The organism is Streptomyces sp. NPDC088910, from assembly GCF_044749865.1.
Taxonomy (GTDB): domain Bacteria; phylum Actinomycetota; class Actinomycetes; order Streptomycetales; family Streptomycetaceae; genus Actinacidiphila.
The window spans coordinates 49,734-73,216 of sequence record NZ_JBIVIV010000018.1; the positions used below are offsets into that span (position 1 = coordinate 49,734).

Here is a 23,483-nt window from a genome sequence, read left to right on the forward strand (position 1 = left end):
CCGGGCCGCTCCCCCGGCCGTCAGCGGCCGTAGGCGTCGTCGTCCGGCGGCGCGGGCGCCGCGGGGGTTTTGCGCAGGGCTTCCGGCAGCCCGGTGGGGTCGGTGCCGAGCTTGCGGTAGACGGCGTTCAGGGTGCGGACGACCTCGCGCTCGCCGGTGCCGAGGGCGGCGGCGATCCGGCGGTGGTCCTCGCCCTGTGCGGCGCGCAGGGCGGCGGCGTGCTCGCGGGCGGTGAGGGCGTCGGAGTCGGCCGAGTGCGGGTGCCGCGGGCGCAGCCCGGCCAGCTCCAGCTCCTGGCCGGCCCGGTCGGCCAGTCCGTCCGCGCCGCACGCCCGAGCGGTGTCGAGTCCGCGGTGGAGCTGTTCCGCGGCTCGCTCTGGCTGTCCCGCCCGGCGCAGCGCGGCGCCTTGGGCGACGAGCGAGCAGGCGAGCTGGTGCGCGGAGGGCGACTCCTCCAGCCGGTCGACGGACTCCTCCAGCAGCTTCAGCCCGTCCGGGCCGCCGGTGACCTCGGCGGCGACCCGCAGCGCGTGGCCGACGGCGGAGGCGGCGCCGAACTGGCGGGCGCGGGCGACGGCGTCCAGCGCGGTCGCCCTGGCCCGGTCGGGGGTGTCGTGCGCCTCGGCGAGCGCGAGGTGCAGTTGCCAGGGGCTCCAGGCGGGGTTGCGCATCCCGCGCGGGTCGAGCCTGCCGCCGACGCCGGTCAGTTCGGCGACGGCTTCTTTGTACCGCCCCTGGGCGAGCAGCAGTTCGCCGTGCACGGCCTGGGCGTCGGGGAAGGTGACGGCCGCGGGGAACGGCTCCCGGAAGTCGTACGCGGCGGCGAGCGCGACGGCTTCCTCGGTCCGGCCGCGGGCCAGCAGGATCTCGATGAGGACGGCCACCGAGTACCACTGGACGGGGGTGCCGCGGCCGACCCGCTCGGCCAGCCGCAGCCCGTCGCGGGCGAAGTCCTCGGCCTCCGCGAGCCGCCCGCGGCGGTAGCGCAGGTAGCCGAGCAGCAGATACCCGAAGGACAGGTGGGCGCCGCGCCAGCCGTGCCGCTCGAAGCCCGCGATGCCGGTGGTGAACAGCTCCTCGGCGCGGCCCGGCTGGTCGGCGTACATGTAGGTCATGGCGACCAGGACGGGGACCTCGAAGCCCCAGCCCTCGTTGGCCCAGGGCAGGCCGCCGTCCAGGGCGCGGCCCGCGTGGTGCAGGACGGTGGTCGTGGGCTCGCCGCGCAAGGTGGCGTCCCAGGCGCGCAGGCCGATGATGTACCGCTCGGTGAGGTCGCGGCCGGTGAGCCGGTCGGCGAGCCTGGCCAGCCGCCGGGAGCGGCTGGGCGAGTCGGGTTCGTCGGCGCGGAAGGCGTCCCACATGAACTGTTCCGCCTGCATCCGCAGCCTGGTGCGGGCGCCGGTGGCGGTACGGGCGGCGTGCGCGACGACGTCGGCGGCCTCGCCGAGCCGGTCGCTGTGGGCGAGGGACTGGGAGAGCCGGAAGACGATGCCGTCGCGCAGTTCGGGGTCGGTGATCGGCTCTTCGAGCGCGGCCCGCAGGTGGTTGACGGTGACCGAGGGCTCCAGGAGCTGGGAGGCGGAGCCCAGTTCGTAGAGCACGGCGGCCCGGTCCTCGGGCGGCGGGGGTTCGCGCAGGGCGCGGCCCAGGTACGCGCGGGCCGCCTCGGGGGCGCCCGCGCGCAGCGTCTCCCGTGCGGCGGCGCGCAGTTGGGCGACCACCCAGGGGTCGCCCTCGGGGTGGGTCTCCAGCAGGTGGCGGGCCGCGGCGGCCGGGCCGAGGCCCTCGTCGACCACCGACCAGGCGGCCTGGCCGTGCAGGGCGACGCGTACGGCGTCCGGGATCGCCCGGTAGACGGCGGTGGCGATCAGCGGGTGGACGAACTCCAGGGTGCCGCTGCCGGTGACGATACGGGCGTCGCGCAGCCGGTCGGCGCAGTCGGCGGCCTCCTCGCGGCCGAGTCCCGCGACGGTGGCGGCCAGCGTCGGGGAGATCTCCGTGCCGAGGACGGCGGCGGCCCAGGCGAGGCGGACGGTGGAGGGGCCCAGGCGTTCGAGCCGGGCGATCAGACCGCTGCCCTTGGCCGCGGCGGCCAGGTCGCGCAGCAGGTGGGCGCTGGACTCGTCGGGGCGCAGCCCCCGGTCGCGGACCTTCTCAGCCAACTCGACGGCTTCGAAGGGGTTTCCGGCGGTGACCGCCCAGCACTCGCGGCAGAACGCCTCGTCGGCGTGCGCGCCGACCGACTCCCTGATCAGGTGGCGGATGGCGGTCGCGGTGAGCGGTTCGAGGCCGATCGGGCGGTGTCCCGCCCGGCCGGGCAGGCCGCGGAACGACTCGGCGCCTGGCGGGAGTTCGTCCGGCCGGTAGGCGACGACGATGAGCAGCGCCAGTTCGTCGGCGCGCGGCGCGAAGGCGGCGAGCCAGTTGAGCGACTGCGGGTCGGCCCAGTGCGCGTCGTCCAACACCAGTACGACGGGCGCGCGTTGGACGGCGATGTGGGTGAGGACCCAGTCCAGGCCGTCGCGCAGACCCTGCGGGTCGGGGGCGGCGCCTTCCGCCGTGCACAGTCCGAGGGCCGGGCCGACGATGCCGTACCAACTGCCGAGCCTGGCGCGGATTTCCGTCTCCGGGGCTCCGACGAGCTGGGGTTGCAGCAGTTGCCGCGCGACGTGGAAGGCGACCTGCTGCTCCTGGTCGCCGCCGCGTGCGGACAGTACGGTGCAGCCGCGTTCCGCGGCCCTGCGGCGTACTTCGGTGAGCAGTGTGGTCTTGCCGAGGCCGGCGGACGCGGCGAAGGCGATGAGCCCGCCGTGCCGTTCGGCGGGGCGCGCGGCGGTGCCCGCGTCCGTACCGGCGTCGTCGTCGGCGCCTAAGCCGGTGAGATCGCTCAACGCCTCGTCCACGGCGACGAGTTCGGCGTCTCGTTCGAGCAGCGCGCGCCGGTTGCGCGAGTGGCGCTGCGACATGGTCAACCCCCCTGCCTGCCGGTGGTGTGCGCCCGGCGCACGACATGCGGGGACGTGCAGGACGGACAGCCGACCGGTGGCCTCACAGCGTACGCCGTCGGCTCCGCTGTGTAAGGGGGACGGCCGTGCCGGTTCGCCACTGGCAGGGGACGTGACCGGCACGGCGGGAGCGGCGGCGACCTGGGAGATCTTCCCGCCGCCCAACACGGGCGAGACTGCCACGCGAGACGGTCGTCCCACCAGGCACCGCAGTCCCCGCACCGCACTGGAGCACCCGTGCGCCCCATGTGCGCCCCCCTTACCCGCCGTAACGCGCCGTCTCGTCCGTGGGTCCTGCCGCACGCCCCTCGTGCGCGCGTCAGCCCCCGCGGGATGTCGGCGTCTTTCGCTCATCGGCTCGCCGCGCACCTCAATCCGGCGCGGGCCCCAACTCGACGCGCACCTCAATCCGGCGCGGGCCCCAACTCGCCCCGCGCCTCAGCTCGACGCGGGCCTCGACTCGACGCGGGCCTCGACTCGGCGCGCACACCGGCTCGATCCGCGCGTCACCCCCTCGCTCCGGTCAACTCCCCTGCCCAGCCCGCTCCTCGCGCTGCCGCGCGTGATGGCGGGCGACGCGGGCGCGGTTGCCGCAGGACGGTTTGCACCACTCCTGACGGGCGTGCTCCTTGACGAAGTAGCGGACGCAGCGCGGGGCGGGGCAGGCGCGCAGCAGCGCGCGCTCGGGTCCGGCGAGGAAGGCGATGGCGGCGCGGGCGAGGGCGGCGGCCAGCCGGTCGGCCGGAGCCGCGTCGTCGGACACGGTGTGAGCCGCCGCGGGTTCCGCGCCGTCCGGCCAGTCCAGGCGCGGGGCGACGGGGACCAGGGCGGACGCGGTGTTCAGCCGGTCGAGCGCCTGCCGGGCCGACGGCAGTCGTCCGGCGTCCGCGCGGCTGGGCGGACCGGGCAGCACGGCGCGGGCGAAGAGCGCGCGGACCGCCGTACGCACCTCGACGACGGCGGTGCGCGCGGCCTCGTCGGCGGTGAACCGCGCCGCCGAGCCCGGCACTTCACCGAGAACGCCGCTGAGCGCGTCGGCGTGCTCGCGCACCCACCGGGTCAGCCCGGCGGGGTCCGCGAGGTCGTCGGCGACGCCGCCGTGGCCGTCGTGCCGGATGGTGACGGCGAGGTCGAGCGCGAGATGATCACCGGTCATGTCCTAATGCTATCGTCGCCATAAGCCATTAACGACTGAGGGGGTACCTGTGTCCGACCTCCGCGAGATCCTGCGCGGTCTCGATGTGTTCGACGGCGACCTGCCGCCTTTCGACATCGCGGAACTGCCCGCGGATCCGCATGAGTTGTTCATCGAGTGGCTGCTGGCGGCCGTCGCGGCCGGGGTCCGCGAGCCGCACGCCATGACGGTCTCCACGCTGGGCGCCGACGGCGACCCCGCCGCCCGCGTGCTCATCGTCAAGAACGTGTCGGCGGCGGGCTGGGAGTTCGCCTCCGACACCGGCAGCCGCAAGGGCCGCGAACTGGCCGCCCACCCCGCGGCGGCGCTCACCTTCTACTGGTCGCCGCTCGCCCGCCAGGTGCGGATTCGCGGCCGGGTCGAGACCGCGGGCCCCGAGGCGAGCGCGGCGGACTTCCTGGCCCGCTCCCCCGGCGCCCGCGCCGAAGCGCTGCTCGGCCGCCAGAGCGCACCCCTGACCGACCTCGCCACCCGCGACGCGGCCGTGCGGGAGGCCGCGGGGCGGATCGAGCGCGACCCGGACCTGGTGGCCCCCGGCTGGGCGCTCCACACGCTGCGCGCGGACAGTGTCGAGTTCTGGCAGGGCGACCGCGACCGCAGACACACCAGAGTCAACTACGTCCGCACCGAAGGTGGTTGGGAGCGAGGTCTGCTGTGGCCGTGACCGGACCCACGACCGGCCCGACGGCCGGAGGACCCGCGCTCGCGGCCGTGCTCGACGCGGGGCAGACCCGGCTGCGCACACTGCTCGACGGTCTCGACGACGCCGCCGTCCGCGCCCCCAGCGCGCTGCCCGGCTGGACCCGCGGCCATGTCCTGACGCATATCGAGGGCGTCGGCCTCGCGCTGGCCCGGCAGGCGCGCTACGCGCTGCGCGGCAAGCTGATCGAGGTGTACGACGGCGGTCGCAGTGGCCGGGACGCGGCCATCGAGGCCGGGCACGGCCGCTCCGCACCGGTGCTGACCGCCGCGCTCGGCGACGCGCTGGACGAGATCGAGGCGTCCTGGGCCGCGGTCGGCCCGGACGACTGGGACCGGCCGGTGAGCTACCGCGACGGCACGGTGACCACGGCGGGGCTCGCCTGGTGGCGCGAGCTGGAGATCCACACGGCGGACGCGCTGCTCGGCCCGACCCCGGCGGACTGGTCCCCCGAGTTGTGTACGCACCTGGTCGACTTCCTGTCCGCGCGGGTGCCGGACGGGATACGGCTCACGCTCGGCACGCCGGGGCACGCGGCGGACGACACCTGGTCGTTCACGCGGGGCCAGGGCACACCCGTGCTCGTACGGGGTCGGCTGACCGACCTGGCGGCCTGGCTGGCCGGACGGGTGCCGCCGCGGGCGCTGACCGGCGATCCGCTGCCGACGCTGGGCAGTTGGCCGTAGCGGGCCCGCTGACCACGGTGACCCGCGGCGGGCGGCGGAAGCCTCCCGGCCGCGGGTGGGCGGCGGCCGATGCCGTCCGCCCGTGCTGCGCTCAGGTGAGGTCGAACTCGCCGTCCCGCGCGCCCAGTACGAAGGCGCGCCACTCGGCGGGGGTGAAGATCAGGGCGGGCCCGTCGGGGTTGCGCCCGTCCCGCATCGCGATGTAGCCCTCGACAAAGGCGATCTGTACGTCGCCGGTGCCCTGGCTGCTGGAAAGCCACTCCGCGTCCGTCAAGTCGACCTGCGGCTTCTTCCCGTTGGCCAACGGCTGTCCGATGGTGCTTTCGGCCACGTCCGCTCTCCTCCTACGTCGTCGTCCGTCCTCCAGCCTATCCACCGGATCCGGAGCCCGCACAAGTCCGCGGAAACCACCCGGCGCACGGTGTACTTCAGGTAGTGGGGGGCTCGCTGCCCACCACCCACATGGAGAAGAACTGCGACCCGCCGCCGTAGGCGTGTCCCAGGGCCCGCCTGGCGCCGGGGACCTGGTGCTCCCCGGCCTCGCCGCGTACCTGAAGGGCCGCCTCGGCGAAGCGGATCATGCCGGACGCGCCGATCGGGTTGGTGGACAGCACGCCGCCCGAGGGGTTGACCGGCAGGTCGCCGCCCAGCTCCGTGACGCCGGACTCGGTGAGTTTCCAGCCCTCGCCCTCGTCGGCGAAGCCCAGATTCTCCAGCCACATCGGCTCGTACCAGGAGAAGGGCACGTACATCTCGACGGCGTCGATCTCGCGGCGCGGCGCGGTGATCCCGGCCTGCCGGAAGACGTCGGCCGCGCAGTCCCGGCCGGCCCGCGGGCTGACGTAGTCCTTGCCCGCGAACATCGTGGGTTCGCTGCGCATGGCGCCGCCGTGCATCCAGGCGGCCGGTCGCGGCGCCCGGTCCGCGCCCGCGGTGTCGGTGAGCACCATCGCGCAGGCGCCGTCGGAGGACGGGCAGGTCTCGGAGTAGCGGATCGGGTCCCAGAGCATCGGCGAGGAGCGCACCTTCTCCAGGGTGATGTCGGTCTCGTGCAGGTGCGCGTAGGGGTTGAGCAGGGCGTTGCGGCGGTCCTTGTAGGCGACCAGCGAGCCGACGGCGGCGGGCGCTCCGGTACGGCGCATGTAGGCGCGCACGTGCGGTGCGAAGAAGCCGCCCGCGCCCGCCAGCAGCGGCTGCTGGAAGGGGATCGGCAGCGACAGGCCCCACATGGCGTTGGACTCCGACTGCTTCTCGAACGCGACGGTCAGCACGGTGCGGTGGACACGTGCGGCGACCAGTCCTGCGGCGACCAGCGCGGTGGAGCCGCCGACCGAACCCGCGGTGTGCACCCGCAGCATCGGTTTGCCGACCGCGCCGAGCGCGTCGGCCAGATACAGCTCCGGCATCATGACGCCCTCGAAGAAATCGGGCGCCTTGCCGATCACGACGGCGTCGACGTCCGCCCAGTCCAGTTCGGCGTCGTCGAGCGCGCGGCGGGCGGCCTCGCGGACCAGTCCCGCGATGGACACGTCGTGGCGCGCGGCGACGTGTTTGGTCTGGCCGACGCCGACGACGGCCACGGGCTCCTTGGGCATGGGTTACTCCCCTTCCAGGACGGCCACGAGATTCTGCTGGAGGCAGGGGCCCGAGGTGGCGTGGGCCAGCGCGCGGTCCGAGTCGCCGCGGTGGATACGGGCCGCCGCCTCGCCGAGCCTGATCAGCCCGGCGGCCATCATCGGATTGGCGGCGAGCGGCCCGCCGGAGGGGTTGACGGCCACGTCGGGGCCGAGCCGCAGCGCCCTGCGCAGGACGACCTCCTGCGAGGTGAAGGGCGCGTGCAGCTCCGCGGTGTCCACGGGCGCGTCGAAAGCCCCGGCCCGCTCGGCCGCGAGCCGCGTCGAGGGCGAGTCGGTGAGGTCGCGTACGCCGAGCGAGGGCGCCTCGATGCGGTGGTCCATGCCCCGGATCCAGGCGGGCCGCGCGCACAGCCGCCGGGCGGTGTCCCCCGCCGCGAGCACCACGGCCGCGGCCCCGTCGCCGACCGGCGGGCAGTCGGCGCGGCGCAACGGGCGTACGACATAGGGGTCGTCGGCGGCGGGCGCGGTGGTGAGCTGCGCGTTCGGGTTGGTGCGGGCGGCGGCGCGGCTGCGGGCGGCGATCCCGGCCAGCTCGCGCTCGTCGGTGGCTCCCGCGTCGATCAGCGCCCGGGCCTGGAGGGCGGCGAGCGCGACGGAGTCGGGCCACAGCGGCGCCATGTAGTACGGGTCGAGCTGCCGGGTGAGGACCGAACGCAGGTCGCCGGGCGAGGACTTGCCGTAGGAGTAGACGAGCGCGGTCTCGGCCTCCCCGGTGAGAATCCGCACCCACGCCTCGTACAGCGCCCAGGCGCCATCGGTCTCGACGTGGGACTCGGAGATCGGCGGCCAGGCGCCGACGCCGTCCAGCGCCATGGTGAAGGAGAAGGCGCGTCCCGCGAGGTAGTCGGCGGAGCCCGAGCAGGTGAAGTCGATCTCACTGGTGGCCAGTCCGGTCTGCCCGAGCGCGTCGTGCAGGACGGGCATCAGCAGTTCGACCTCGGAGACCTCGTCGGTGCGCGCGCGGTGGCGGGACTGCGCGAAGGCGACGATGGCGACGTCGGGCATCTAGACCAGCTCCCGGTAGGTGTCGTATTCGGCGTCCGGTTCCCCGGTGGGGCGGTAGTGGTCGGGGTAGCGTCCGCCCTCGGTCCAGACCGCCTCCACCCGCAGGCCCATCCGCACCTGGTCGTACGGCATTCCGGCGATCCGTCCGTGCAGCGGGAGGTCGGCGCCGTCGAGCGCGATGTGCGCGTAGACGTACGGGACTTCTATGTCCATGGCCTTCAGATGGGCGCTCTTGATGTTGACGATGCAGAAGGTGGTGACCGTGCCGCGCGGACCGACCTCGACCTCTTCCGCGGTGGCGACGCCGCAGGTGGGGCAGGCGCCGCGCGGCGGGACGTAGACCTTGCGGCAGGACGGGCAGCGCTCGCCGACGATCCGCCGGTCCTCGGCGGCGCGCAGGTAGCCGGTCTGGGCGCGGCCGGGCGAGTAGGTGTAGTCGAGGCGGGCGGGGGCGACGATGCCGGTGACGGGGTCGGTGAAGACGCCGTCGTGGGCGGTGGCCGCGCCGCGCGTACGGCCGTCGTCGTACGGCTCGAAGCAGGCGATGTCGGTGATGGCGCCCTGGCGTTGCCCGGCCCAGCGGATCGCGACGCGCATGCCGGTGCTGACGTCCTCGGGCGCGGCGGCGTCGAGCGCGTGCAGCAGGGCGGTGTCGGCGCCGTCGAGGCGGACCAGGACCCAGGCGAAGGGCGTGGCCAGCGGCTGGTTGGGGCGCGGGTCGGGATTCCAGGCCCAGGTGGTGACGGTGCCGGTGGCGCCGACCTCGACCAGGTCGCGCACCTCGGCCGCGGTGACCGGGTCGTACTCGACGGGGGGTACGAGGACGCGGCCTTCGGCGGTCCGCACGCCGAGCACGGTGCGCTCGCGCAGCCCGGTGAGGAAGGCGCTCTGCACGGGGCCGAGCGAGCGGGTGAAGGGGAATTCCACGACGAGCGGGGCGCTGAGCACGTCCGGTGCGTGGCCTGGTGTCATGGGCTGGCCTCCTGGGGTGGGGCGGCTCGTCGGGGGTGGTGCGCGGTGGCTGTCCGAGCGCGCTGGGCGTCCGGTGCCGGGGGGTTCAGGCGCCCGGCTTCAGGCGCCGGGGGTTCAGGTGCCCGGCTTCAGGGGCCAGGCTTCAGGGAACGGGGCTCAGGCGCGGCGGAAGACCGGCTGCCGCTTCTCGGCGAAGGCGCGCGGTCCTTCCTTCGCGTCGGCGGTGGCGAACAGCGGCCAGCCGCGCTCGAGTTCGAGTTTCAGCCCCTCGGTCTCGGGCAACTCCGCGGTGTCGTAGACGCTGGCCTTGACGGCCTCGACGGCGAGCGGGCCGTTGGCGTTGATCAGCTCCGCGGTCTCCAGCGCCCGGTCCAACGCGGTCCCGTCGGGCACGACATGGCCGATCAGGCCGATGTCGCGGGCCTCGTCGGCGCTGTACGGGCGGCCGGTGAGCAGCATCTCCAGCGCGTGGGTGCGGGCGATCTGCCGGGTGAGCCGTACGGTCGAGCCGCCGATCGGGAAGAGGCCGCGACGGACCTCGAACAGGCCGAAGACCGCGCTCCGTCCCGCGATCCGGATGTCGGTGCCCTGGAGGATCTCGGTGCCGCCCGCCACGCACGGTCCTTCGACAGCGGCGATCACGGGTTTGCGCGGCCGGTGGTGCCGGAGCATCGCCTTCCAGTGCAGATCGGGGTCGTCCTTCAGCCGGGCCCGCGCCCGCGTGGCGGTCTCGTCGGCGCCCTCCGACAGCGCTTTGAGGTCCATCCCGGCGCAGAAGGCGCCGCCCGCTCCGGTCAGCACGATCGAGCGGATCGCGTCGTCCTCGTCGGCCTCGACCCAGCCGTCGTACAGCCCGACGAGCATCGGCAGCGAGAACGCGTTGCGCGCCCGCGGCCGGTTCAGGGTGAGGACGAGGGTGGCGCCCGCACGCTCCACGGTGAGGTGTTCCGTACCGCCCATCACGGTGCTCCTTCCGTCCGGTACTGGAACAGGTTGCAGTAGCCGCAGGCCGGGGACAAGGGTTTTCTGACTACTCGTCAGATTTGTTGGACGGGAGCCCTTCCCACCGCACGCCCGGACCGCTCTAATGACCGCGAGCCCACCGCCACTTCACCTTCACCGACGACCGACGCGGGACCGCGCGGGACGGGAGACGCCGTGGAGTACAACCTTGCCGACCTCTTCGAGTCGGTCGTCGACGCCGTACCGGACCGGGAGGCGCTGGTGTACGTCGACCACCCGGGCACCGGATCCGAGCGGCGGCTGACGTACGCGCAACTCGACGCGGCGGCCAACCGGCTCGCCCACCACCTCCTCGCGGCCGGCCTGCGCCCCGGCGAACACGTCGGACTGCACCTCTACAACGGGGTCGAATACCTCCAGACCGCCTACGCCTGCCTCAAGGCCCGCCTGGTGCCGGTCAACGTCAACTACCGCTATGTGGCCGAGGAGTTGGTCTACCTCTACCGGGACGCCGACCTCGCGGCGCTGGTCTTCGACGCCGAGTTCACCGACCGCGTGGCCGCGGCCCTGCCGCAAGCCGACCGGCTGCGGCATCTGATCCGGGTGGGCGGCCCGCCCGCCGCCGAGGACGCGGAATCCGCCCTGGAGACGGTGGAGTTCGCCGACGCGGTGGCCGCGGAATCGTCCTTACGCGACTTCGGCCCGCGGTCGGCCGACGACCAGTTCGTCATCTACACCGGCGGCACGACCGGCATGCCCAAGGGTGTGATGTGGCGTCAGGAGGACCTGTTCTTCTCGGGGATGGGCGGCGGCGCCCCGACCGGCGAGCCGGTCAAACGGCCGGAGGAGCTGGCGGAGCGGGTCGCGGCCGGCGGCGAGGGCCTGGTCTTCTTCCCCACCCCGCCGCTGATGCACGGCACGTCCACGCTCACCGCCTTCATCGGCTTCCACTTCGGCCAGAAGGTGGTGATCCACCGGAAATTCGTGCCGGAGGAGGTGCTGCGCACCATCGCGAAGGAACGGGTCACCAGTGTCTCGCTGGTCGGCGACGCGATGCTCAGGCCGCTCGCCGACGCGCTGGCCGGACCGCTCCAAGGCACCGACTGCTCCTCGCTGTTCACCCTGTCCAGCTCGGGCGCGGTGATGTCGCAAACGGTCAGGGACCAGTTCCAGTCGCTGGTGCCCGGGGTGCTGATCCTCAACAACTTCGGCTCGTCGGAGTCCGGTTTCAACGGCACCGCGACGGCCGACGCGGGCCCCGACCGCGGCTTCCGCATCTCGGTCGACTCGCACATCGCGGTGGTCGACCCGGCCACGCTCGAACCGGTGACCGGAGCGGCGCCCGGCCGTATCGCGCTGCGCGGCCACGTACCGCTCGGCTATTACAACGACCCCGCCGCGTCCGCGGCGACCTTCTTCCGGCGGGACGGCGAGCGCTGGGTACTGCTCGGCGACATGGCCACCGTGGACGAGGACGGCGTGGTGACGGTGCTCGGGCGGGGCTCGCAGTGCATCAACACCGGTGGCGAGAAGGTCTATCCGGAGGAGGTCGAGGAGGCGCTCAAGGCGCATCCCGACGTCTACGACGCGCTGGTGGCGGGGGTGCCGGACGAGCGCTGGGGCCACCGCGTGGCGGCGGTGGTGCAGCCGCGGGACGGGGCGGACCCGCTCACCCTCGAGGACGTGCAGGCGCACTGCCGTGCGCGGCTGGCCGGGTACAAGATTCCGCGCAGTCTGGTGGTGACCGACCGCATCCAGCGCTCCCCCAGCGGCAAGGCCGACTACCGGTGGGCCCGTTCGATCGTCGTACAGGGGGCCGGATCCGGCGGGTAGGGTCCGATCATGACCGTACATGATCACCAACGCGGCGCCGGGCGGAACTCCGGCCGCGAGTCGCCGCATGCGCCGCACTCCGCCCTGTCCCCGCTCTCTCCCGGCCTCGATCCGGCCCGCACCGCGCTGGTGCTGGTCGACCTCATGGACCGGATCGTCGCGTTACCCCTGGCTCCGCACAGCGGGCCCGACGTGCTCACCGCCGCGTGCGGCCTCGCCGCGTCCTTCCGGGACGCGGGCGCGACGGTCGTCGCCGTCCGCGCGCAGCGCACCGGCCCTGCGGAACAGCCGCCGGGCAGCGGCCTGGTGGAGGGCGTGGCGCGGGACGGCGACCTGCTCGTCGTGAAGCGGACCGTCGGCGCCTTCCACGACACCGGCCTCCACGACCGGCTCCAGGAGCGCGGCATCGACACCCTCGTCCTGGCCGGGATAGCCACCAACATGGGCGTGGAGTCCACCGCGCGGGCCGCCGCCGACCACGGCTACCGGCTGGTCTTCGCCGAGGACGCGATGTCCGGCCTCACCGCCGCCGAGCACCGGGCGACGGTCTCCCTCGACTTCCCCCGGTTCGGCACCGTCGTCTCCGCCGCGGAGGTGGAATTCGCCGGTCCCGGCTGAACCCGCCGGTCTTGGGGAACCTAGGAGTGGCGGCGGGGTGGCCCGCCGCCTTCTTTTTCACCCTGGTTTCTGTACCTACTAGTATGTACACTCGGTTCCATGGACACGGCGGAGCGGTTGATCGAGAGCGCCCAGGAGCTGCTCTGGGAGCGGGGCTATGTCGGGACCAGCCCGAAGGCCATACAGGACCGGGCGGGTGCCGGGCAGGGCAGCATGTACCACCACTTCCGGGGCAAGCCGGACCTGGCGGTGACCGCGATGCGGCGCAGCGCGGCGCAGCTCAGGGCGCAGGCCGAGGAGCAACTGGCGGGCGGCGAGACGGCCGTGGAGAAGGCGCTGGCGTATCTGCTGCGCGAGCGCGACGCCCTGCGCGGCTGCCGGGTCGGCCGGATGGCCATGGACCCGGACGTCATCGACAGCGCGGAGCTGCGACAGCCGGTGGCGGAGACCTTCGGCTGGCTGTGCGACCGGCTCGCCGGGATCATCGCCGACGGCATGGACAGCGGCGAGCTGCGGCCGGGCCTGGATCCGTACGACACGGCCGCCGCGATAGTCGCCGTCGTCCAGGGCGGTTACGTCCTGGCCCGCGCCGCCGACTCGCAGGAGCCGTTCGACCGGGCGGTACGGGGTGCCACGGCGCTGCTGACGGCGGCGCGTACGGCGTCCTGACCACCGCCGCCCTGCGCCGCTTCTCGACCCGACACCTGACAGGGACCCGTCCCGCCGCACGACGGCGGCGCACCGCTCCGAGGCGGCGCCGCGGCACTCATGGGGGAGCCACCGACCATGCACGCGATGAACTACCGCATCACCCTGCCCGCCGACTACGACATGGGGATCATCCGGCACCGGGTGGCGACCCGCGGCCACCTCCTGGACGATTTCCCCGGCCTGGGCGCCAAGGCGTACCTCATACGTGAGCGCGGGGTCGAGGACTCGCCGGTCAACCAGTACGCCCCGTTCTATCTGTGGAACACCCCGCAGGGCATGAACGGCTTCCTGTGGGGTCCCGGATTCCAGGGGATCGTCAGCGACTTCGGACGGCCGGTGGTCGAGCACTGGACCGGGCTCGGCTTCGCGCGGGGACCGTCCTTCGGCGCCGTTCCGCGCGCGGCGGCCAGGCGGGCGTGGCCGCTGGACCCGGGCGCCGAGCCCGCCGCCGTGATCAGTGCCGCGCTCGCGGAACTGCCGGAGCTGGCCGCACGCCCCGGCGCGCACAGCGTCGCGCTCGCCGTCGACCCCCGGCGGTGGGAGCTGCTGCGCTTCACCCTGTGGGAACAGACGGCCCCGCCCGCTCCCGGCGAGGAGCGGTACGAGGTGCTGCGTCTGTCGGCACCGGAGTTGGACACGATCGAGACGGGACAGCAGTGGTGACCACCCCTACGGCTGATACGGCGCGTACATCCCCAACGGTCCCTACGGTCCCTGCGGCCCCTACGACGATGACGCCGAGCACGATCGACCGGGACGCGGGCTACCGGCTGCTGGCCGAAATGGCGGGCCCCTCCACCGTCGAGTCCACCCTCACCGGCCTCGACTCGCTCGCCCCCGGCTTCCCCGACTGGATCGTCACCGCCCTCTTCGGCGGCACCTACCAGCGCGAGGGGCTGGCCCTGAGGGACCGGCAGATCGCCAATCTGGCGGCGCTGACCGCGATCGGCGGGGTCGAGCCGCAGCTCGACGACCATGTCCGCAACAGCCTGCGGATCGGCATGTCCCCACGCGAGATCGTGGAAGTGATGGTGCACCTCGCACCGTACGCGGGCGTGCCGAGGGCGTTGGCCGGGCTGCGGGTGGCGGCCGGCGTCTTCGCGGACGGCCCGGGCAGCGCGGGCGGCACGGACGACGCGGGCGGCGCGGGCGACGCCGACGGCACGGCGCCGGGCGGTGCGCGATGAGCGGGCGGTCCGGGACGAGGGCGGTGCGTACGGTCCTCGGGGACATCGCGCCCGACCGGCTCGGGGCGTGCGACGCCCACGACCATCTCTTCCTGCGCATGCCCGCGCTCGCCGGACAGGAGCTGGACGATCCGGCGGCGGCCGGGGCCGAGTTGGCCGCCTTCCGGGCGCTCGGCGGGGCGGCGGTCGCCCAGTGGACGCCGTTCGGCCTCGGGCGGCGAGCGGCCGAGCTGCCCGCGCTGTCGCGGACCTCGGGCGTGCACGTCGTGGCGGCGACCGGACTGCACCAGGCCGCCCACTACGCGCCCGAGCTGGTGGAACGGCTGCGCGCGGACGGCCTGGCCGCCTTCTTCACCGCCGAGCTGACCCGGGGGCTGCTCGACGGCGACGACCCGGACGGCCCGCGCGGCACCGCGAGGGCGGGCATGATCAAGGTCGCCGGGATGTTCCACGGCCTCGACGGCCACGCCCGGGGGGTCCTGGCGGCCGCGGCCGAGGCCCACCACGCCACGGGTGCGCCGATCGGCGTCCACCACGAGCTGGGGACCGCCGCGGTCGACGTCCTCGGCGTACTCCACGGCGAGGAGGGCGTGCCCACCGCCAGCGTCCTGCTCGGCCACCTCAACCGCTTCCCCGATCCGGGCGTCCACCGCGAACTGGCCGCCTCCGGCGCGTTCCTCGCCTTCGACGGCCCCTCACGCGCCAACCACGCCACCGACTGGCGGCTGATCGACTGCATGGTCGCGCTCGCCGAGGCCGGCCACACCGCGCAGCTCCTGCTCGGCGGCGACACCACGACGGCCGCCGCCCGCTCCTCGACCGGCGGCGGTCCGGGGCTGCCCTACCTCCTGCGTACGCTCCGGCCGCGCCTGGAAAGGGAGTTGGGCACAGCGGCGGCCGAGGCGGTCTTCGTGACAAACCCGGCGCGGGCGCTGTCCGCCGAATGGCTCGACGGGGGCGGGACCACGGGCGCCGACAGGCCCTAGCGCGGGTCCGGTCGGCCGCCGGTCGCCGCGCCCTGGGCCAGGTCGGCGACCACGGCCGCGTGGTCGGAGGGCCAGACGCCGTCGACCGGGCGGTCACCGGCCCGGTGGGCGCGCTGGACGGCGCCGCGCGTGCCCCCGGCCGTCGGCATGCCGACGAAGATGTAGTCGAGGCAGGTGGGCCTGTTGCCGAAGTTGGCCGCGTCCTGCTGGGTGATGTCCCACGTGCCGTTCGGCAGGGCGGGGTCGGCGAACCGCCAGGCGTCGACCAGCACGAGCCCCGGAACGGCGGGCGCCGTCCGGTAGCCGCCCATCAGCCGGATCTCGTCGAAGTCCGGTTCCGCGTTGAAGTCCCCGGTGACGACGGGCGGATGCCCGCCGGTCGACCGCTCGGCCACGAAGGCGGCCAGCTCCCGCACCTGGAGGCAGCGGACCGCGGAGTCGGCGGCCCCGGAGTTGAGGTGGGTGGTGAAGAAGGGCAGCGGGCCGCCGGGCGCGTCGATCAGCGTGTGCAGCGCCGTCTTGCCGTCGTCGGCGGCGGAGCCCGCGGGCAGCCGACGCTCGGCGGTCTCCAGGATCGGGTGGCGGCTGAGCACCGCGACCCCGACGTCGACGGTGGTGTCACCGCCGTTGCGCCCGTGCCAGCGGTCCTGCACCGGGGCGCGCGACCAGGCCCACTCCATGCCCAGCTCGTCCGCCAGCCACCTGGCCAGATTCTCGTCCGCGCTCCCCCACACTTCCTGGAGGCCCACGACGTCCGGCCGGACCTCGGCCAGCGTCCGCACGATCGCGTCCCGCCGCTCGCGCCAGTTCCCGAACCGCCACCAGAGATTCCAGGTCATGACGCGGGTGGTGTCCGCCGACCCGGAGCCGCTGCCGGAGCCGCTGCTGGAGCCGCCGTCGAAGCCCGTGTCCGGGCCGCTGCCGATATCCACTCGCCGGTTCCCCTCGCCGCGCCTACCGTGTCGGGATGTCCACTGAGGTGATCATTCTCAACGGCGGATCGAGTTCCGGGAAGTCCAGGATCGCCCGCTGCCTGCAAGATGTGCTGCCGCGGCCCTGGCTGACCTTCGGCTGCGACACCCTGGTCGACGCGCTGCCCGCCGCGATGCGCACCTCGGAGGACCCCGAGGGCGGCATCGGCTTCGGACCCGACGGCTCGGTGTCGGTCGGCGACGACTTCCGGCTGCTGGACATCGCCTGGGCGCGGGGCATCGGGGCGATGGCCCGCGCGGGGGCCAGGATCGTCGTGGACGAGGTCTTCCTCGGCGGGCCCGACTCCCAGGAGCGCTGGCGCACCGCCCTGACCGGCCTCGACGTCCTGTGGGTCGGCGTGCGCTGCGACCCCGAGGTGGCGGCGGCCCGCGAGGCCGCCCGCGGCGACCGCGCCACCGGCATGGCCCGCTCCCAGGCCGACCTCGTCCACCGCGGTGTGCGCTACGACCTGGAGGTCGACAGCAGCCGCACGCCGTCGCTGGCCTGCGCCCGTACGATCGCCGCCCGCGTCACCGGCTGACCGCCGCCGGACGACGGCACCGGGCACCCACGACGGCCACGCCGCCCGTCGGCCACGGTGTCAGGCGGCGCGGTTCCCGTCGCCGGAAGGCACTGACCGTACTCGTCGGGCCTCAGCCCCGCGCCCCGTCCGCCGGCCGACCGGCCGGGACCGGGGACAGGAAGGCCCGCACCTCGCGCAGGAATTCGGCCGGGCGGTCGTCGTGGATCATGTGACCGGCCTCGATGGTGACCAGGCGGCAGTCGGGGATGCGGCCCGCGACCCGGGCGAGCTGGTCCTGGCGCAGGTGGCTGCTCGGGCCGCCCGCGACGAGCAGGGTGGGCGCGGTGATCGCGGTGAGATCGCGCCACCAGGCCGGGTCGGGGTCATTGCGCTGCGCCGCGACGGCGGGCAGCAGACGCCAGTCGTACGGGGTCGGCTCCTCGGGGGCTTCGGTCGGGACGGGGCGCGGCGGGTCGGCGGGGAAGGGCAGCGGGCCCTCCTCCAGTACGAGCCGCCGTACGGCGTCCGGCCGCGCGATGGCCGCCAGCGACGCGGCGAACGTGCCCAGCGAGTGGCTGACCACCGTCACCCGCCCCAGTCCCAGCGCGTCGAGGAAGCCGAGCACGTCGTCCCGCAGCAGCTCGAAGGAGTACGTGCCGGGGCGTTCGCTCGCGCCGTGGCCGCGCAGGTCGGGCGCGTACGCGCGCCAGCCGTCGGCGGCCAGCGCGTCCGACACCGCACGCCAGGACGTACGGTCCTCGCCCAGCGCGTGCAGCAGCAGGAGCGGCGGCCCGTCCGCCGGACCGGCCACCTCGTAGGCGAGCCGCACACCGTTCGCCTCGACGTTCAGAATCTCACCCATACGCCGAGGCTACGGTGCCGCGGGCCGCTCACAGCGGGCGTTCGCGCTCGGCCCAATACGGCTCGCGGAGCCGTCGCTTGTACAGCTTGCCGTTGGGGTCGCGGGGCATCTCGGCGACGAAGTCGACGGTCTTGGGCCGCTTGTACCCGGCCAGTCTCCGGCCGCAGTGTTCGAGGATGTCGTCGGCGAGCGCCGGTCCCGGCTCGTGTCCGGGTGCGGCCTCGACCACGGCCTTGACCTCCTCGCCCCACTCGTCGTGCGGGATGCCGAAGGCGGCGGCGTCGGCGACGGCGGGGTGGGTGAGGAGGGCGGCCTCGATCTCGGCGGGGTAGATGTTGACGCCGCCGGAGATGATCAGGTCGATCTTGCGGTCGCGCAGGAAGAGGTAGCCGTCCTCGTCGAGATAGCCGAGGTCGCCGACGGTGAAGAAGTCGCCGATCCGGTTGGACCGGGTCTTGGCCGCGTCCTTGTGGTAACTGAAGCCGCCGGTCTTCATGTTGATGTAGACGGTGCCGACCTCGCCGGGCGGCAGCAGATTCCCGGCGTCGTCGTGGACGGCGATCTCGCTGATCGGCCAGGCCCGCCCCACGGTGCCGGGTTTCTTCAGCCACTCCCGCGCGGTGGCGAAGGTGCCGCCGCCCTCGCTGGCCGCGTAGTACTCCTCCACGCACGGGCCCCACCACTCCAGCATCGCCCGCTTGACGTGGTCGGGGCAGGGCGCGGCGCCGTGGATCGCGTGCCGCATGGACGTCACGTCGTAGCGCCCCCGTACGTCCTCCGGCAGGGCCAGCAGCCGGTGGAACTGCGTGGGGACCATGTGCGTGTGCGTGCAGTGGTAGCGGTCGATGACGCGCAGCATCTCCTCCGGCGTCCACTTGTCCATCAGCACCACCGGGTGCCCGATGTGCAGGGCGGCGCCCGCGAATTGGAGCACGGCGGTGTGGTAGAGCGGTGAGCAGACGAGGTGGACGTTGCCGTCGAAGGGCTTGATCCCGAAGATCCCGAGGAATCCGCCGAGATACGTCTCCTCGGGCGGCTTGCCCGACAGCGGGCGGCGGATGCCGCGCGGGCGGCCGGTGGTGCCCGAGGTGTAGTTCATGACCCAGCCGCTGGTCCTGGCGTCGGGCGCGGTGGCGGGCTGTCCCGCGAGCAGGTCGGCGAAGGGGCGGAAGCCGTCGATGTCGCCGACCGCGTACCGGCGGTCCGAGGCGAACCCCGCCTCGTCGGCCGCCTCGCGGGCGGCCTCGGCGAAGCGCTCGTGCGCGATGAGCACCTTGGCGCCGGAGTCGGCGAGTATCCAGCCGATCTCGGGGGCCACGAAGTGGTGGTTGACGGGCACCAGGTAGAAACCGGCCTGGAAGGCGGCGAGATAGGCGGTGAAGAACTCGACGCCGTTGGGCAGGACGACGGCGAAGGCGTCGCCGGGCTCCAATCCGGCCGCGCGCAGCCCGTGCACGAGCCGGTTGGACGCCGCGTGCAGCCGCTCGGCGCTCCACTGCTCACCGTCGGGCGCGGTGAGAACGGTACGGCCGGGGTCCTGTTCGGCCTGTGCCCAGAAGCCGTTGGGCGTGGACGTGCTCATCCGGTCCTCCTCAGCGGTCGGGTCTGCCGGAGCAGATCTGTTCTGCGCGTGCGGGCGGTCAGCGCCGGTCACGCCCTGGGCCGGGGGCGGCGCCGTCCCGCGCGCCGCGTCCGGCGATACGGTTCAGCCGGTCCATCGCGCGCTCGAAGCCGCGCGTGAGGTCGTCGAAGACGGCCTGGACGGGGCGCTCCTGGTTCATCGCGCCGACGATCTGGCCGACCGGTGTGCCGAGCAGCGGGCCGACCTCGTAGCGCTGGATGCGGGAGACGGCGTCGGCGACCAGCAGGCCCTGGAGCGGCATCGGCAGGGTGCCGGGGCCTGCCGGGTCCTCCCAGGCGTCGGTCCACTCGGTGCGGAGCTGGCGGGCGGGTTTGCCGGTGAGGGCGCGGGAGCGGACGGTGTCGCCCGAGCCCGCGGCGAGCAGTTTGCGGGTGAGGGCGGGCGAGTGCAGATCGGCCTCGGCGGCGGTGAGCCAGACCGAGCCGAGCCAGACGCCCTGCGCGCCCAACGCCAGCCCGGCGGCGACCTGTTCGCCGGTGCCGATGCCGCCTGCCGCGAGCACCGGCAACGGGTCGACGGCGCGCACCACTTCGGGGACGAGCACCATGCTCGCGATCTCCCCGGTGTGGCCGCCCGCCTCGTAGCCCTGGGCGACCACGATGTCGATGCCCGCCTCCTGATGGTGCCGCGCGTGCCGGGCGCTGCCGGCGAGCGCGGCGACCAGCACACCGTGGTCGTGGGCCCGGCGCACGACGTCGGCGGGCGGTGAGCCCAGCGCGTTGGCGAGCAGCTTGATCGGGTAGTCGAAGGCGACGTCGAGCTGGTCGCGGGCGACCTTCTCCATCCAGCCGGTGATCCGCCAGCCCGCGCGCTCGTCGGCGGCGAGTGCGGGGACGCCGTGTTTGGTCAGCAACGCCTCGACGTAGGCGCGGTGTTCCGGCGGGATCATCGCCTCGATGTCCGCCTCGGTGACTCCCTCGACCTTCTTCGCGGGCATCACGACGTCGAGGCCGTACGGCAGTTTGTCGGTGTGCCCGTCCAACCAGTCCAGGTCGCGGGCGAGTTCGTCGGGGGCGGAGTAGCGGACCGCGCCCAGGACGCCCATGCCGCCCGCGCGGCTGATCGCGGCGGCGACCGCGGGGAACGGCGTGAAGCCGAAGACGGGGTACTCGATGCCCAGCCGTGTGCTCAGCTCGGTCTCCATGGGGGGCAGGATGCCGCAGCCGGTCTGGAGAAGGAAGAGATTTTCTGACGCGGTGTCAGATTTCTGCGACCCCGCGCCCGTCACGCGGGGCCGCGACGCCCGAGCGCGCCACACCTCGGCGGCGCTCCCGGCCGCCGCCCCGTCACGTCGGCGACACTCCCGGCCGCCCCCCCGTCACATCAGCGGCTGTCGCCGCCCTCGTCGCCCCGCCGCACCGTCATCACCGCCGCCGCGACCGCGGTCGCCGCCAGGATCGCGGCGGCGGTGCCGAGGGCTGCCTGCGCGGCGGCGCGCGGTGTGCCGTCCCCCGCGAGGTAGACGCCGCCGATGACGGCGACGCCGATGGTGCCGCCGAGTTGCTGGACGGCGTTGAGCAGCCCGGCGGCCGAGCCGGTCTCCTGCCGGCCGACGCCGCTCAGCGCGGTGGTGAAGAACGGCGGGGTGAACAGCCCGGTGCCCAGGCCCGCGACGGCGAGCGCGAACAGCAGCGCCGTCGGGTACGCGTCGGGCGCGGCGGAGCGGTAGGCGAGGACCGCGCCGCCGATCCCGACGCCGAGGAAGGCGATCCCGGCGTGCATGACGCGGGTCCCGTAGCGCGGGACCAGACGGCCGCCCGCGGCCACCGACCCCGCGGACAGCCCGAGCGACCAGGGCAGCATGGTCAGTCCCGCGGTGAGCGGGCCGCGGCGCAGGCCCAGTTCGAGATGGAGGACCACGGTGATCATGACGCCGTTCATGACGGCGAAGAACAGCGTGGAGGTGGCGAGCGCGGCGGGGAAGGCACGGCCGCGCAGCAGGGCCGGTTCGATCAGCGGCGCCCCGCCGCCGCGCGCGGTGCGCCGCTGGTGGACGACGAACAGCGCCAGTACGGCGGCGCCGACGGCCGCCACCGCCCATCCGGCCGCTCCGGGCGAGCCGGTGGCCAGCGGGCACACCACCAGCGCGGTGCCCGCCATGGCCAGCGCCGTCCCCGCCGGGTCGAGGCGCGGCCGGACCGGGGCGCGGTCCTCGCGCAGCCGTCGCGCGACGGCCAGCACGACGACCGCGAGCGGGACGTTGACCATGAAGCAGGCGCGCCAGGACGAGCCGAACAGGTCGGCGTGCGTCAGGACCCCGCCGAGCACCGGGCCGAGGACCGCGGACAGGCCCATCACCGGGCCGATCGTGCCCAGCGCCTTGGCCAGTTCGTCGCCGTCGAACATCGCGCGGATCAGGCCGAAGGTCTGCGGGATGATCAGCGCCGCCGCCGCGCCTTGCAGCGCCCGCAGTCCGATCAGCGTCTCGGGGGTCGGCGCGAGCGCGCACGCCAGCGATGTGACGGCGAAGGCCGTCACCCCGATCCGGAAGACCCGGCGGCGGCCCGCGATGTCGCCGAGCCGGGCGCCGGTCAGCAGCCCGAGCGCGAACGCGAGGGTGTAGGCGGCGCTGAACCACGGGATGGCCGCTGCCGCGCCGCCGAGGTCGGTGTGGATGACCGGGCCCGCGACCTGCACGATCGTGGCGTCCAGCAGATTCATCGCCTCCGCGACCAGCACGGCGGCCAGCGCGATCCACCGCCAGGGGTACGCGGACGGCGGCACGGAACCGGCCGCCGGTCCCTCTCCCGTGCCGGGACCCCCGGTCACGGCGGGCGCGCCGTGCGGGTCGTACGTGTCGTGCGTCTCGTGTCCTGTGCTGCGGGACATGCCTCTCCCCTGCGTACGGGTGCGCGGTCCGTCGTCCGTGCGCGTGGTCCGTCTCGCGACGCCCCGGCCCCGTGACCGACGACCACCACCGTCCCGCCCGTACGGCACCCGCTTCCATTTCCGTGGCAGAATTCGATGATTACTTCCATCGAGGTCGGCTGATATGGCGAAGGCGCTCGCACTCGACGATCTGGACCGTGGCCTGATCCACGCCCTGCAAGTGGACGGCCGGGCGCCGTTCACGCTCGTCGCGGACGTCCTCGGCTGCTCCACCCAGACCGTCGTACGCCGCTACCGCCGCCTGTACGCGCACGCGGGCCTCCGGGTGGTCGCGCTGCCCGCGCCGCGCAGCGCCGGTATCCACCAGTGGTTCGTACGGCTGACCGCCGCCACGCGCGCCGCGCACGACATCGCGGTCGCCCTCGCGCGGCGCCCCGACACCTCGTGGGTACGGCTGACCTCGGGCGGCACCGAGATCGTCGCGATCATCCACACCCAGCCCGCGGGCCCCGACGCGCACGCGCTGCTGCTGCGCGACATCCCCCGTACCGCCGGGATCACCGCGGTGTCCGCGCACTACCTCCTGCACACCTACGTCGGCGGACCGACCGCCTGGCACGGACGGGTCGGTGTCCTGGACGCCGCACAGCGGGCGCGGCTGCGCGCCGAGAGCGCCGCCGAGGAGCCGGACGCGTCGCCGTATCTCCTCACCGGCTCCGACCGCCTCCTGCTGGACGCGCTGCGCGACGACGCCCGGATCAGCTACGCGGAACTCGCCGCCGCGACCGGCTCCACGGCCGCCACCGTCGCCCGCACACTCGCCGAACTGCGCACGCGCGGCGCGCTCTTCCTCGACGTGGACATCGAACCGGCGGTGCTGGGCGTGACCGTGTCTGCGCTGCTGTGGATGCAGGTGAAGCCCGCGCATCTGGACGCGGTCGCCACGGAGTTGGCGGGCCACCAGGAACTGGCGATGGTCGCGGCGACGACCGGGCCGACGAATCTGGTCGCGCAGGCGCTGTGCGGGGACGCGGAGGAACTGCACCGCTATCTGACCCGCGAGGTCGCGCTCGACCCGATCGCGCGGATCGAGACGGCGCCGGTCCTGCGCACCTACAAGGCCGCCGCGACCCTCCGGATCGGCTGAGGACGGGGCC

Annotated in this window: 22 protein-coding genes; 10 read left to right on the forward strand and 12 right to left on the reverse strand. The window is 74.1% G+C overall.

What is annotated here, in order from left to right; all coding sequences use genetic code 11:
• Positions 1 to 20: 20 nt before the first annotated feature.
• Entirely contained in the window at positions 21 to 2,966 is a 2,946-nt protein-coding gene (locus ACIP4Z_RS32420) for an ATP-binding protein (protein WP_401313927.1), read from the reverse strand.
• Between the two features lie 562 nt (positions 2,967 to 3,528).
• Positions 3,529 to 4,161: a CGNR zinc finger domain-containing protein gene (locus tag ACIP4Z_RS32425; RefSeq protein ID WP_401313929.1), complete on the reverse strand. Its 633-nt coding sequence runs from the start codon at positions 4,159 to 4,161 to the stop codon at positions 3,529 to 3,531.
• Between the two features lie 49 nt (positions 4,162 to 4,210).
• On the opposite strand from ACIP4Z_RS32425, the gene ACIP4Z_RS32430 reads away from it, so the two are divergent.
• Positions 4,211 to 4,864, forward strand: coding sequence for a pyridoxal 5'-phosphate synthase (locus ACIP4Z_RS32430; protein ID WP_355344000.1), 654 nt, complete (start codon positions 4,211 to 4,213; stop codon positions 4,862 to 4,864).
• Complete coding sequence (locus ACIP4Z_RS32435; RefSeq protein WP_401313931.1) at positions 4,861 to 5,586, forward strand: maleylpyruvate isomerase family mycothiol-dependent enzyme; 726 nt, start codon at positions 4,861 to 4,863, stop codon at positions 5,584 to 5,586. Before ACIP4Z_RS32430 ends, ACIP4Z_RS32435 begins: the two co-directional genes overlap by 4 nt.
• Positions 5,587 to 5,677: 91 nt before the next feature.
• Here the strand turns inward: ACIP4Z_RS32435 and ACIP4Z_RS32440 are convergent, their stop codons facing one another.
• The 5 genes from ACIP4Z_RS32440 to ACIP4Z_RS32460 all read right to left on the reverse strand — a co-directional run bounded on the left by ACIP4Z_RS32440 (position 5,678) and on the right by ACIP4Z_RS32460 (position 10,160).
• Positions 5,678 to 5,917, reverse strand: a complete 240-nt coding sequence (locus ACIP4Z_RS32440; RefSeq protein ID WP_093716245.1) for a DUF397 domain-containing protein — start codon at positions 5,915 to 5,917, stop codon at positions 5,678 to 5,680.
• 97 nt (positions 5,918 to 6,014) lie between these two features.
• Entirely contained in the window at positions 6,015 to 7,181 is a 1,167-nt protein-coding gene (locus ACIP4Z_RS32445) for a thiolase domain-containing protein (protein ID WP_391050118.1), read from the reverse strand.
• A gap of 3 nt (positions 7,182 to 7,184) precedes the next feature.
• Positions 7,185 to 8,228: a thiolase domain-containing protein gene (locus ACIP4Z_RS32450; protein WP_391050120.1), complete on the reverse strand. Its 1,044-nt coding sequence runs from the start codon at positions 8,226 to 8,228 to the stop codon at positions 7,185 to 7,187.
• Positions 8,229 to 9,200 (reverse strand): OB-fold domain-containing protein, encoded by a 972-nt coding sequence (locus ACIP4Z_RS32455; RefSeq protein WP_391050122.1) that lies wholly within the window; start codon positions 9,198 to 9,200, stop codon positions 8,229 to 8,231. It abuts the gene before it with no gap.
• Positions 9,201 to 9,356: 156 nt separating this feature from the next.
• Complete coding sequence (locus ACIP4Z_RS32460) at positions 9,357 to 10,160, reverse strand: crotonase/enoyl-CoA hydratase family protein (RefSeq protein ID WP_401313935.1); 804 nt, start codon at positions 10,158 to 10,160, stop codon at positions 9,357 to 9,359.
• A 198-nt stretch (positions 10,161 to 10,358) separates the two neighbouring features.
• Here ACIP4Z_RS32460 and ACIP4Z_RS32465 point away from each other — a divergent pair, with 198 nt between their 5' ends.
• The 6 genes from ACIP4Z_RS32465 (at position 10,359) to ACIP4Z_RS32490 (ending at position 15,498) form a co-directional block, all read left to right on the forward strand.
• On the forward strand, positions 10,359 to 11,996 hold the full coding sequence (locus ACIP4Z_RS32465; protein WP_401313937.1) for an acyl-CoA synthetase: 1,638 nt from the start codon (positions 10,359 to 10,361) through the stop codon (positions 11,994 to 11,996).
• Positions 11,997 to 12,005: 9 nt separating this feature from the next.
• Complete coding sequence (locus ACIP4Z_RS32470; RefSeq protein WP_401313939.1) at positions 12,006 to 12,614, forward strand: isochorismatase family protein; 609 nt, start codon at positions 12,006 to 12,008, stop codon at positions 12,612 to 12,614.
• Positions 12,615 to 12,713: 99 nt separating this feature from the next.
• Positions 12,714 to 13,283 carry a TetR/AcrR family transcriptional regulator gene (locus ACIP4Z_RS32475; protein ID WP_355343976.1) on the forward strand — a complete coding sequence of 190 codons (570 nt, stop codon included), beginning with the start codon at positions 12,714 to 12,716 and terminating at the stop codon, positions 13,281 to 13,283.
• Between the two features lie 117 nt (positions 13,284 to 13,400).
• Positions 13,401 to 13,988 carry a DUF4865 family protein gene (locus ACIP4Z_RS32480; protein ID WP_401313941.1) on the forward strand — a complete coding sequence of 196 codons (588 nt, stop codon included), beginning with the start codon at positions 13,401 to 13,403 and terminating at the stop codon, positions 13,986 to 13,988.
• A 68-nt stretch (positions 13,989 to 14,056) separates the two neighbouring features.
• Positions 14,057 to 14,512, forward strand: a complete 456-nt coding sequence (locus tag ACIP4Z_RS32485) for a carboxymuconolactone decarboxylase family protein (RefSeq protein ID WP_401313943.1) — start codon at positions 14,057 to 14,059, stop codon at positions 14,510 to 14,512.
• Positions 14,509 to 15,498: a phosphotriesterase gene (locus ACIP4Z_RS32490; RefSeq protein WP_401313945.1), complete on the forward strand. Its 990-nt coding sequence runs from the start codon at positions 14,509 to 14,511 to the stop codon at positions 15,496 to 15,498. The genes ACIP4Z_RS32485 and ACIP4Z_RS32490 overlap by 4 nt, the downstream gene beginning before the upstream one ends.
• On the opposite strand, the gene ACIP4Z_RS32495 is transcribed toward ACIP4Z_RS32490, so the two are convergent.
• Entirely contained in the window at positions 15,495 to 16,337 is an 843-nt protein-coding gene (locus ACIP4Z_RS32495; protein ID WP_401314070.1) for an endonuclease/exonuclease/phosphatase family protein, read from the reverse strand. The two genes, ACIP4Z_RS32490 and ACIP4Z_RS32495, sit on opposite strands and share 4 nt — an antisense overlap.
• 128 nt (positions 16,338 to 16,465) lie before the next feature.
• Here ACIP4Z_RS32495 and cpt point away from each other — a divergent pair, with 128 nt between their 5' ends.
• A complete protein-coding gene (gene cpt / locus ACIP4Z_RS32500) occupies positions 16,466 to 17,011 on the forward strand; it encodes a chloramphenicol phosphotransferase CPT (protein WP_401313947.1) in 546 nt (181 codons plus the stop codon).
• A 112-nt stretch (positions 17,012 to 17,123) separates the two neighbouring features.
• Here cpt and ACIP4Z_RS32505 read toward each other — a convergent pair whose 3' ends face one another.
• From ACIP4Z_RS32505 to ACIP4Z_RS32520, 4 genes are all read right to left on the reverse strand, one after another.
• Entirely contained in the window at positions 17,124 to 17,855 is a 732-nt protein-coding gene (locus ACIP4Z_RS32505) for an alpha/beta fold hydrolase (RefSeq protein ID WP_401313949.1), read from the reverse strand.
• A gap of 28 nt (positions 17,856 to 17,883) precedes the next feature.
• Complete coding sequence (locus ACIP4Z_RS32510) at positions 17,884 to 19,437, reverse strand: AMP-binding protein (RefSeq protein WP_391050135.1); 1,554 nt, start codon at positions 19,435 to 19,437, stop codon at positions 17,884 to 17,886.
• Between the two features lie 58 nt (positions 19,438 to 19,495).
• Positions 19,496 to 20,641 carry an NAD(P)H-dependent flavin oxidoreductase gene (locus ACIP4Z_RS32515; RefSeq protein WP_401313951.1) on the reverse strand — a complete coding sequence of 382 codons (1,146 nt, stop codon included), beginning with the start codon at positions 20,639 to 20,641 and terminating at the stop codon, positions 19,496 to 19,498.
• A 179-nt stretch (positions 20,642 to 20,820) separates the two neighbouring features.
• Positions 20,821 to 22,326 carry an MFS transporter gene (locus ACIP4Z_RS32520; RefSeq protein WP_391050138.1) on the reverse strand — a complete coding sequence of 502 codons (1,506 nt, stop codon included), beginning with the start codon at positions 22,324 to 22,326 and terminating at the stop codon, positions 20,821 to 20,823.
• 163 nt (positions 22,327 to 22,489) lie between these two features.
• Between ACIP4Z_RS32520 and ACIP4Z_RS32525 the strand changes: the two genes are divergently transcribed.
• On the forward strand, positions 22,490 to 23,473 hold the full coding sequence (locus ACIP4Z_RS32525) for an Lrp/AsnC family transcriptional regulator (protein WP_401313953.1): 984 nt from the start codon (positions 22,490 to 22,492) through the stop codon (positions 23,471 to 23,473).
• The last annotated feature ends 10 nt before the right edge of the window (positions 23,474 to 23,483 follow it).

What these genes read in the sequence shown, in the direction of transcription:
- ACIP4Z_RS32420 (WP_401313927.1), bottom strand. Translation starts at nt 2,966, where the DNA reads ATGTCGCAGCGCCACTCGCGCAACCGGCGCGCGCTGCTCGAACGAGAC.
- ACIP4Z_RS32425 (WP_401313929.1), bottom strand. Translation starts at nt 4,161, where the DNA reads ATGACCGGTGATCATCTCGCGCTCGACCTCGCCGTCACCATCCGGCAC.
- ACIP4Z_RS32445 (WP_391050118.1), bottom strand. Translation starts at nt 7,181, where the DNA reads ATGCCCAAGGAGCCCGTGGCCGTCGTCGGCGTCGGCCAGACCAAACAC.
- ACIP4Z_RS32450 (WP_391050120.1), bottom strand. Translation starts at nt 8,228, where the DNA reads ATGCCCGACGTCGCCATCGTCGCCTTCGCGCAGTCCCGCCACCGCGCG.
- ACIP4Z_RS32455 (WP_391050122.1), bottom strand. Translation starts at nt 9,200, where the DNA reads ATGACACCAGGCCACGCACCGGACGTGCTCAGCGCCCCGCTCGTCGTG.
- ACIP4Z_RS32460 (WP_401313935.1), bottom strand. Translation starts at nt 10,160, where the DNA reads ATGGGCGGTACGGAACACCTCACCGTGGAGCGTGCGGGCGCCACCCTC.
- ACIP4Z_RS32470 (WP_401313939.1), top strand. Translation starts at nt 12,006, where the DNA reads ATGACCGTACATGATCACCAACGCGGCGCCGGGCGGAACTCCGGCCGC.
- ACIP4Z_RS32475 (WP_355343976.1), top strand. Translation starts at nt 12,714, where the DNA reads ATGGACACGGCGGAGCGGTTGATCGAGAGCGCCCAGGAGCTGCTCTGG.
- ACIP4Z_RS32480 (WP_401313941.1), top strand. Translation starts at nt 13,401, where the DNA reads ATGCACGCGATGAACTACCGCATCACCCTGCCCGCCGACTACGACATG.
- ACIP4Z_RS32485 (WP_401313943.1), top strand. Translation starts at nt 14,057, where the DNA reads ATGACGCCGAGCACGATCGACCGGGACGCGGGCTACCGGCTGCTGGCC.
- ACIP4Z_RS32490 (WP_401313945.1), top strand. Translation starts at nt 14,509, where the DNA reads ATGAGCGGGCGGTCCGGGACGAGGGCGGTGCGTACGGTCCTCGGGGAC.
- ACIP4Z_RS32495 (WP_401314070.1), bottom strand. Translation starts at nt 16,337, where the DNA reads ATGACCTGGAATCTCTGGTGGCGGTTCGGGAACTGGCGCGAGCGGCGG.
- cpt (WP_401313947.1), top strand. Translation starts at nt 16,466, where the DNA reads ATGTCCACTGAGGTGATCATTCTCAACGGCGGATCGAGTTCCGGGAAG.
- ACIP4Z_RS32505 (WP_401313949.1), bottom strand. Translation starts at nt 17,855, where the DNA reads ATGGGTGAGATTCTGAACGTCGAGGCGAACGGTGTGCGGCTCGCCTAC.
- ACIP4Z_RS32510 (WP_391050135.1), bottom strand. Translation starts at nt 19,437, where the DNA reads ATGAGCACGTCCACGCCCAACGGCTTCTGGGCACAGGCCGAACAGGAC.
- ACIP4Z_RS32515 (WP_401313951.1), bottom strand. Translation starts at nt 20,641, where the DNA reads ATGGAGACCGAGCTGAGCACACGGCTGGGCATCGAGTACCCCGTCTTC.
- ACIP4Z_RS32520 (WP_391050138.1), bottom strand. Translation starts at nt 22,326, where the DNA reads ATGTCCCGCAGCACAGGACACGAGACGCACGACACGTACGACCCGCAC.
- ACIP4Z_RS32525 (WP_401313953.1), top strand. Translation starts at nt 22,490, where the DNA reads ATGGCGAAGGCGCTCGCACTCGACGATCTGGACCGTGGCCTGATCCAC.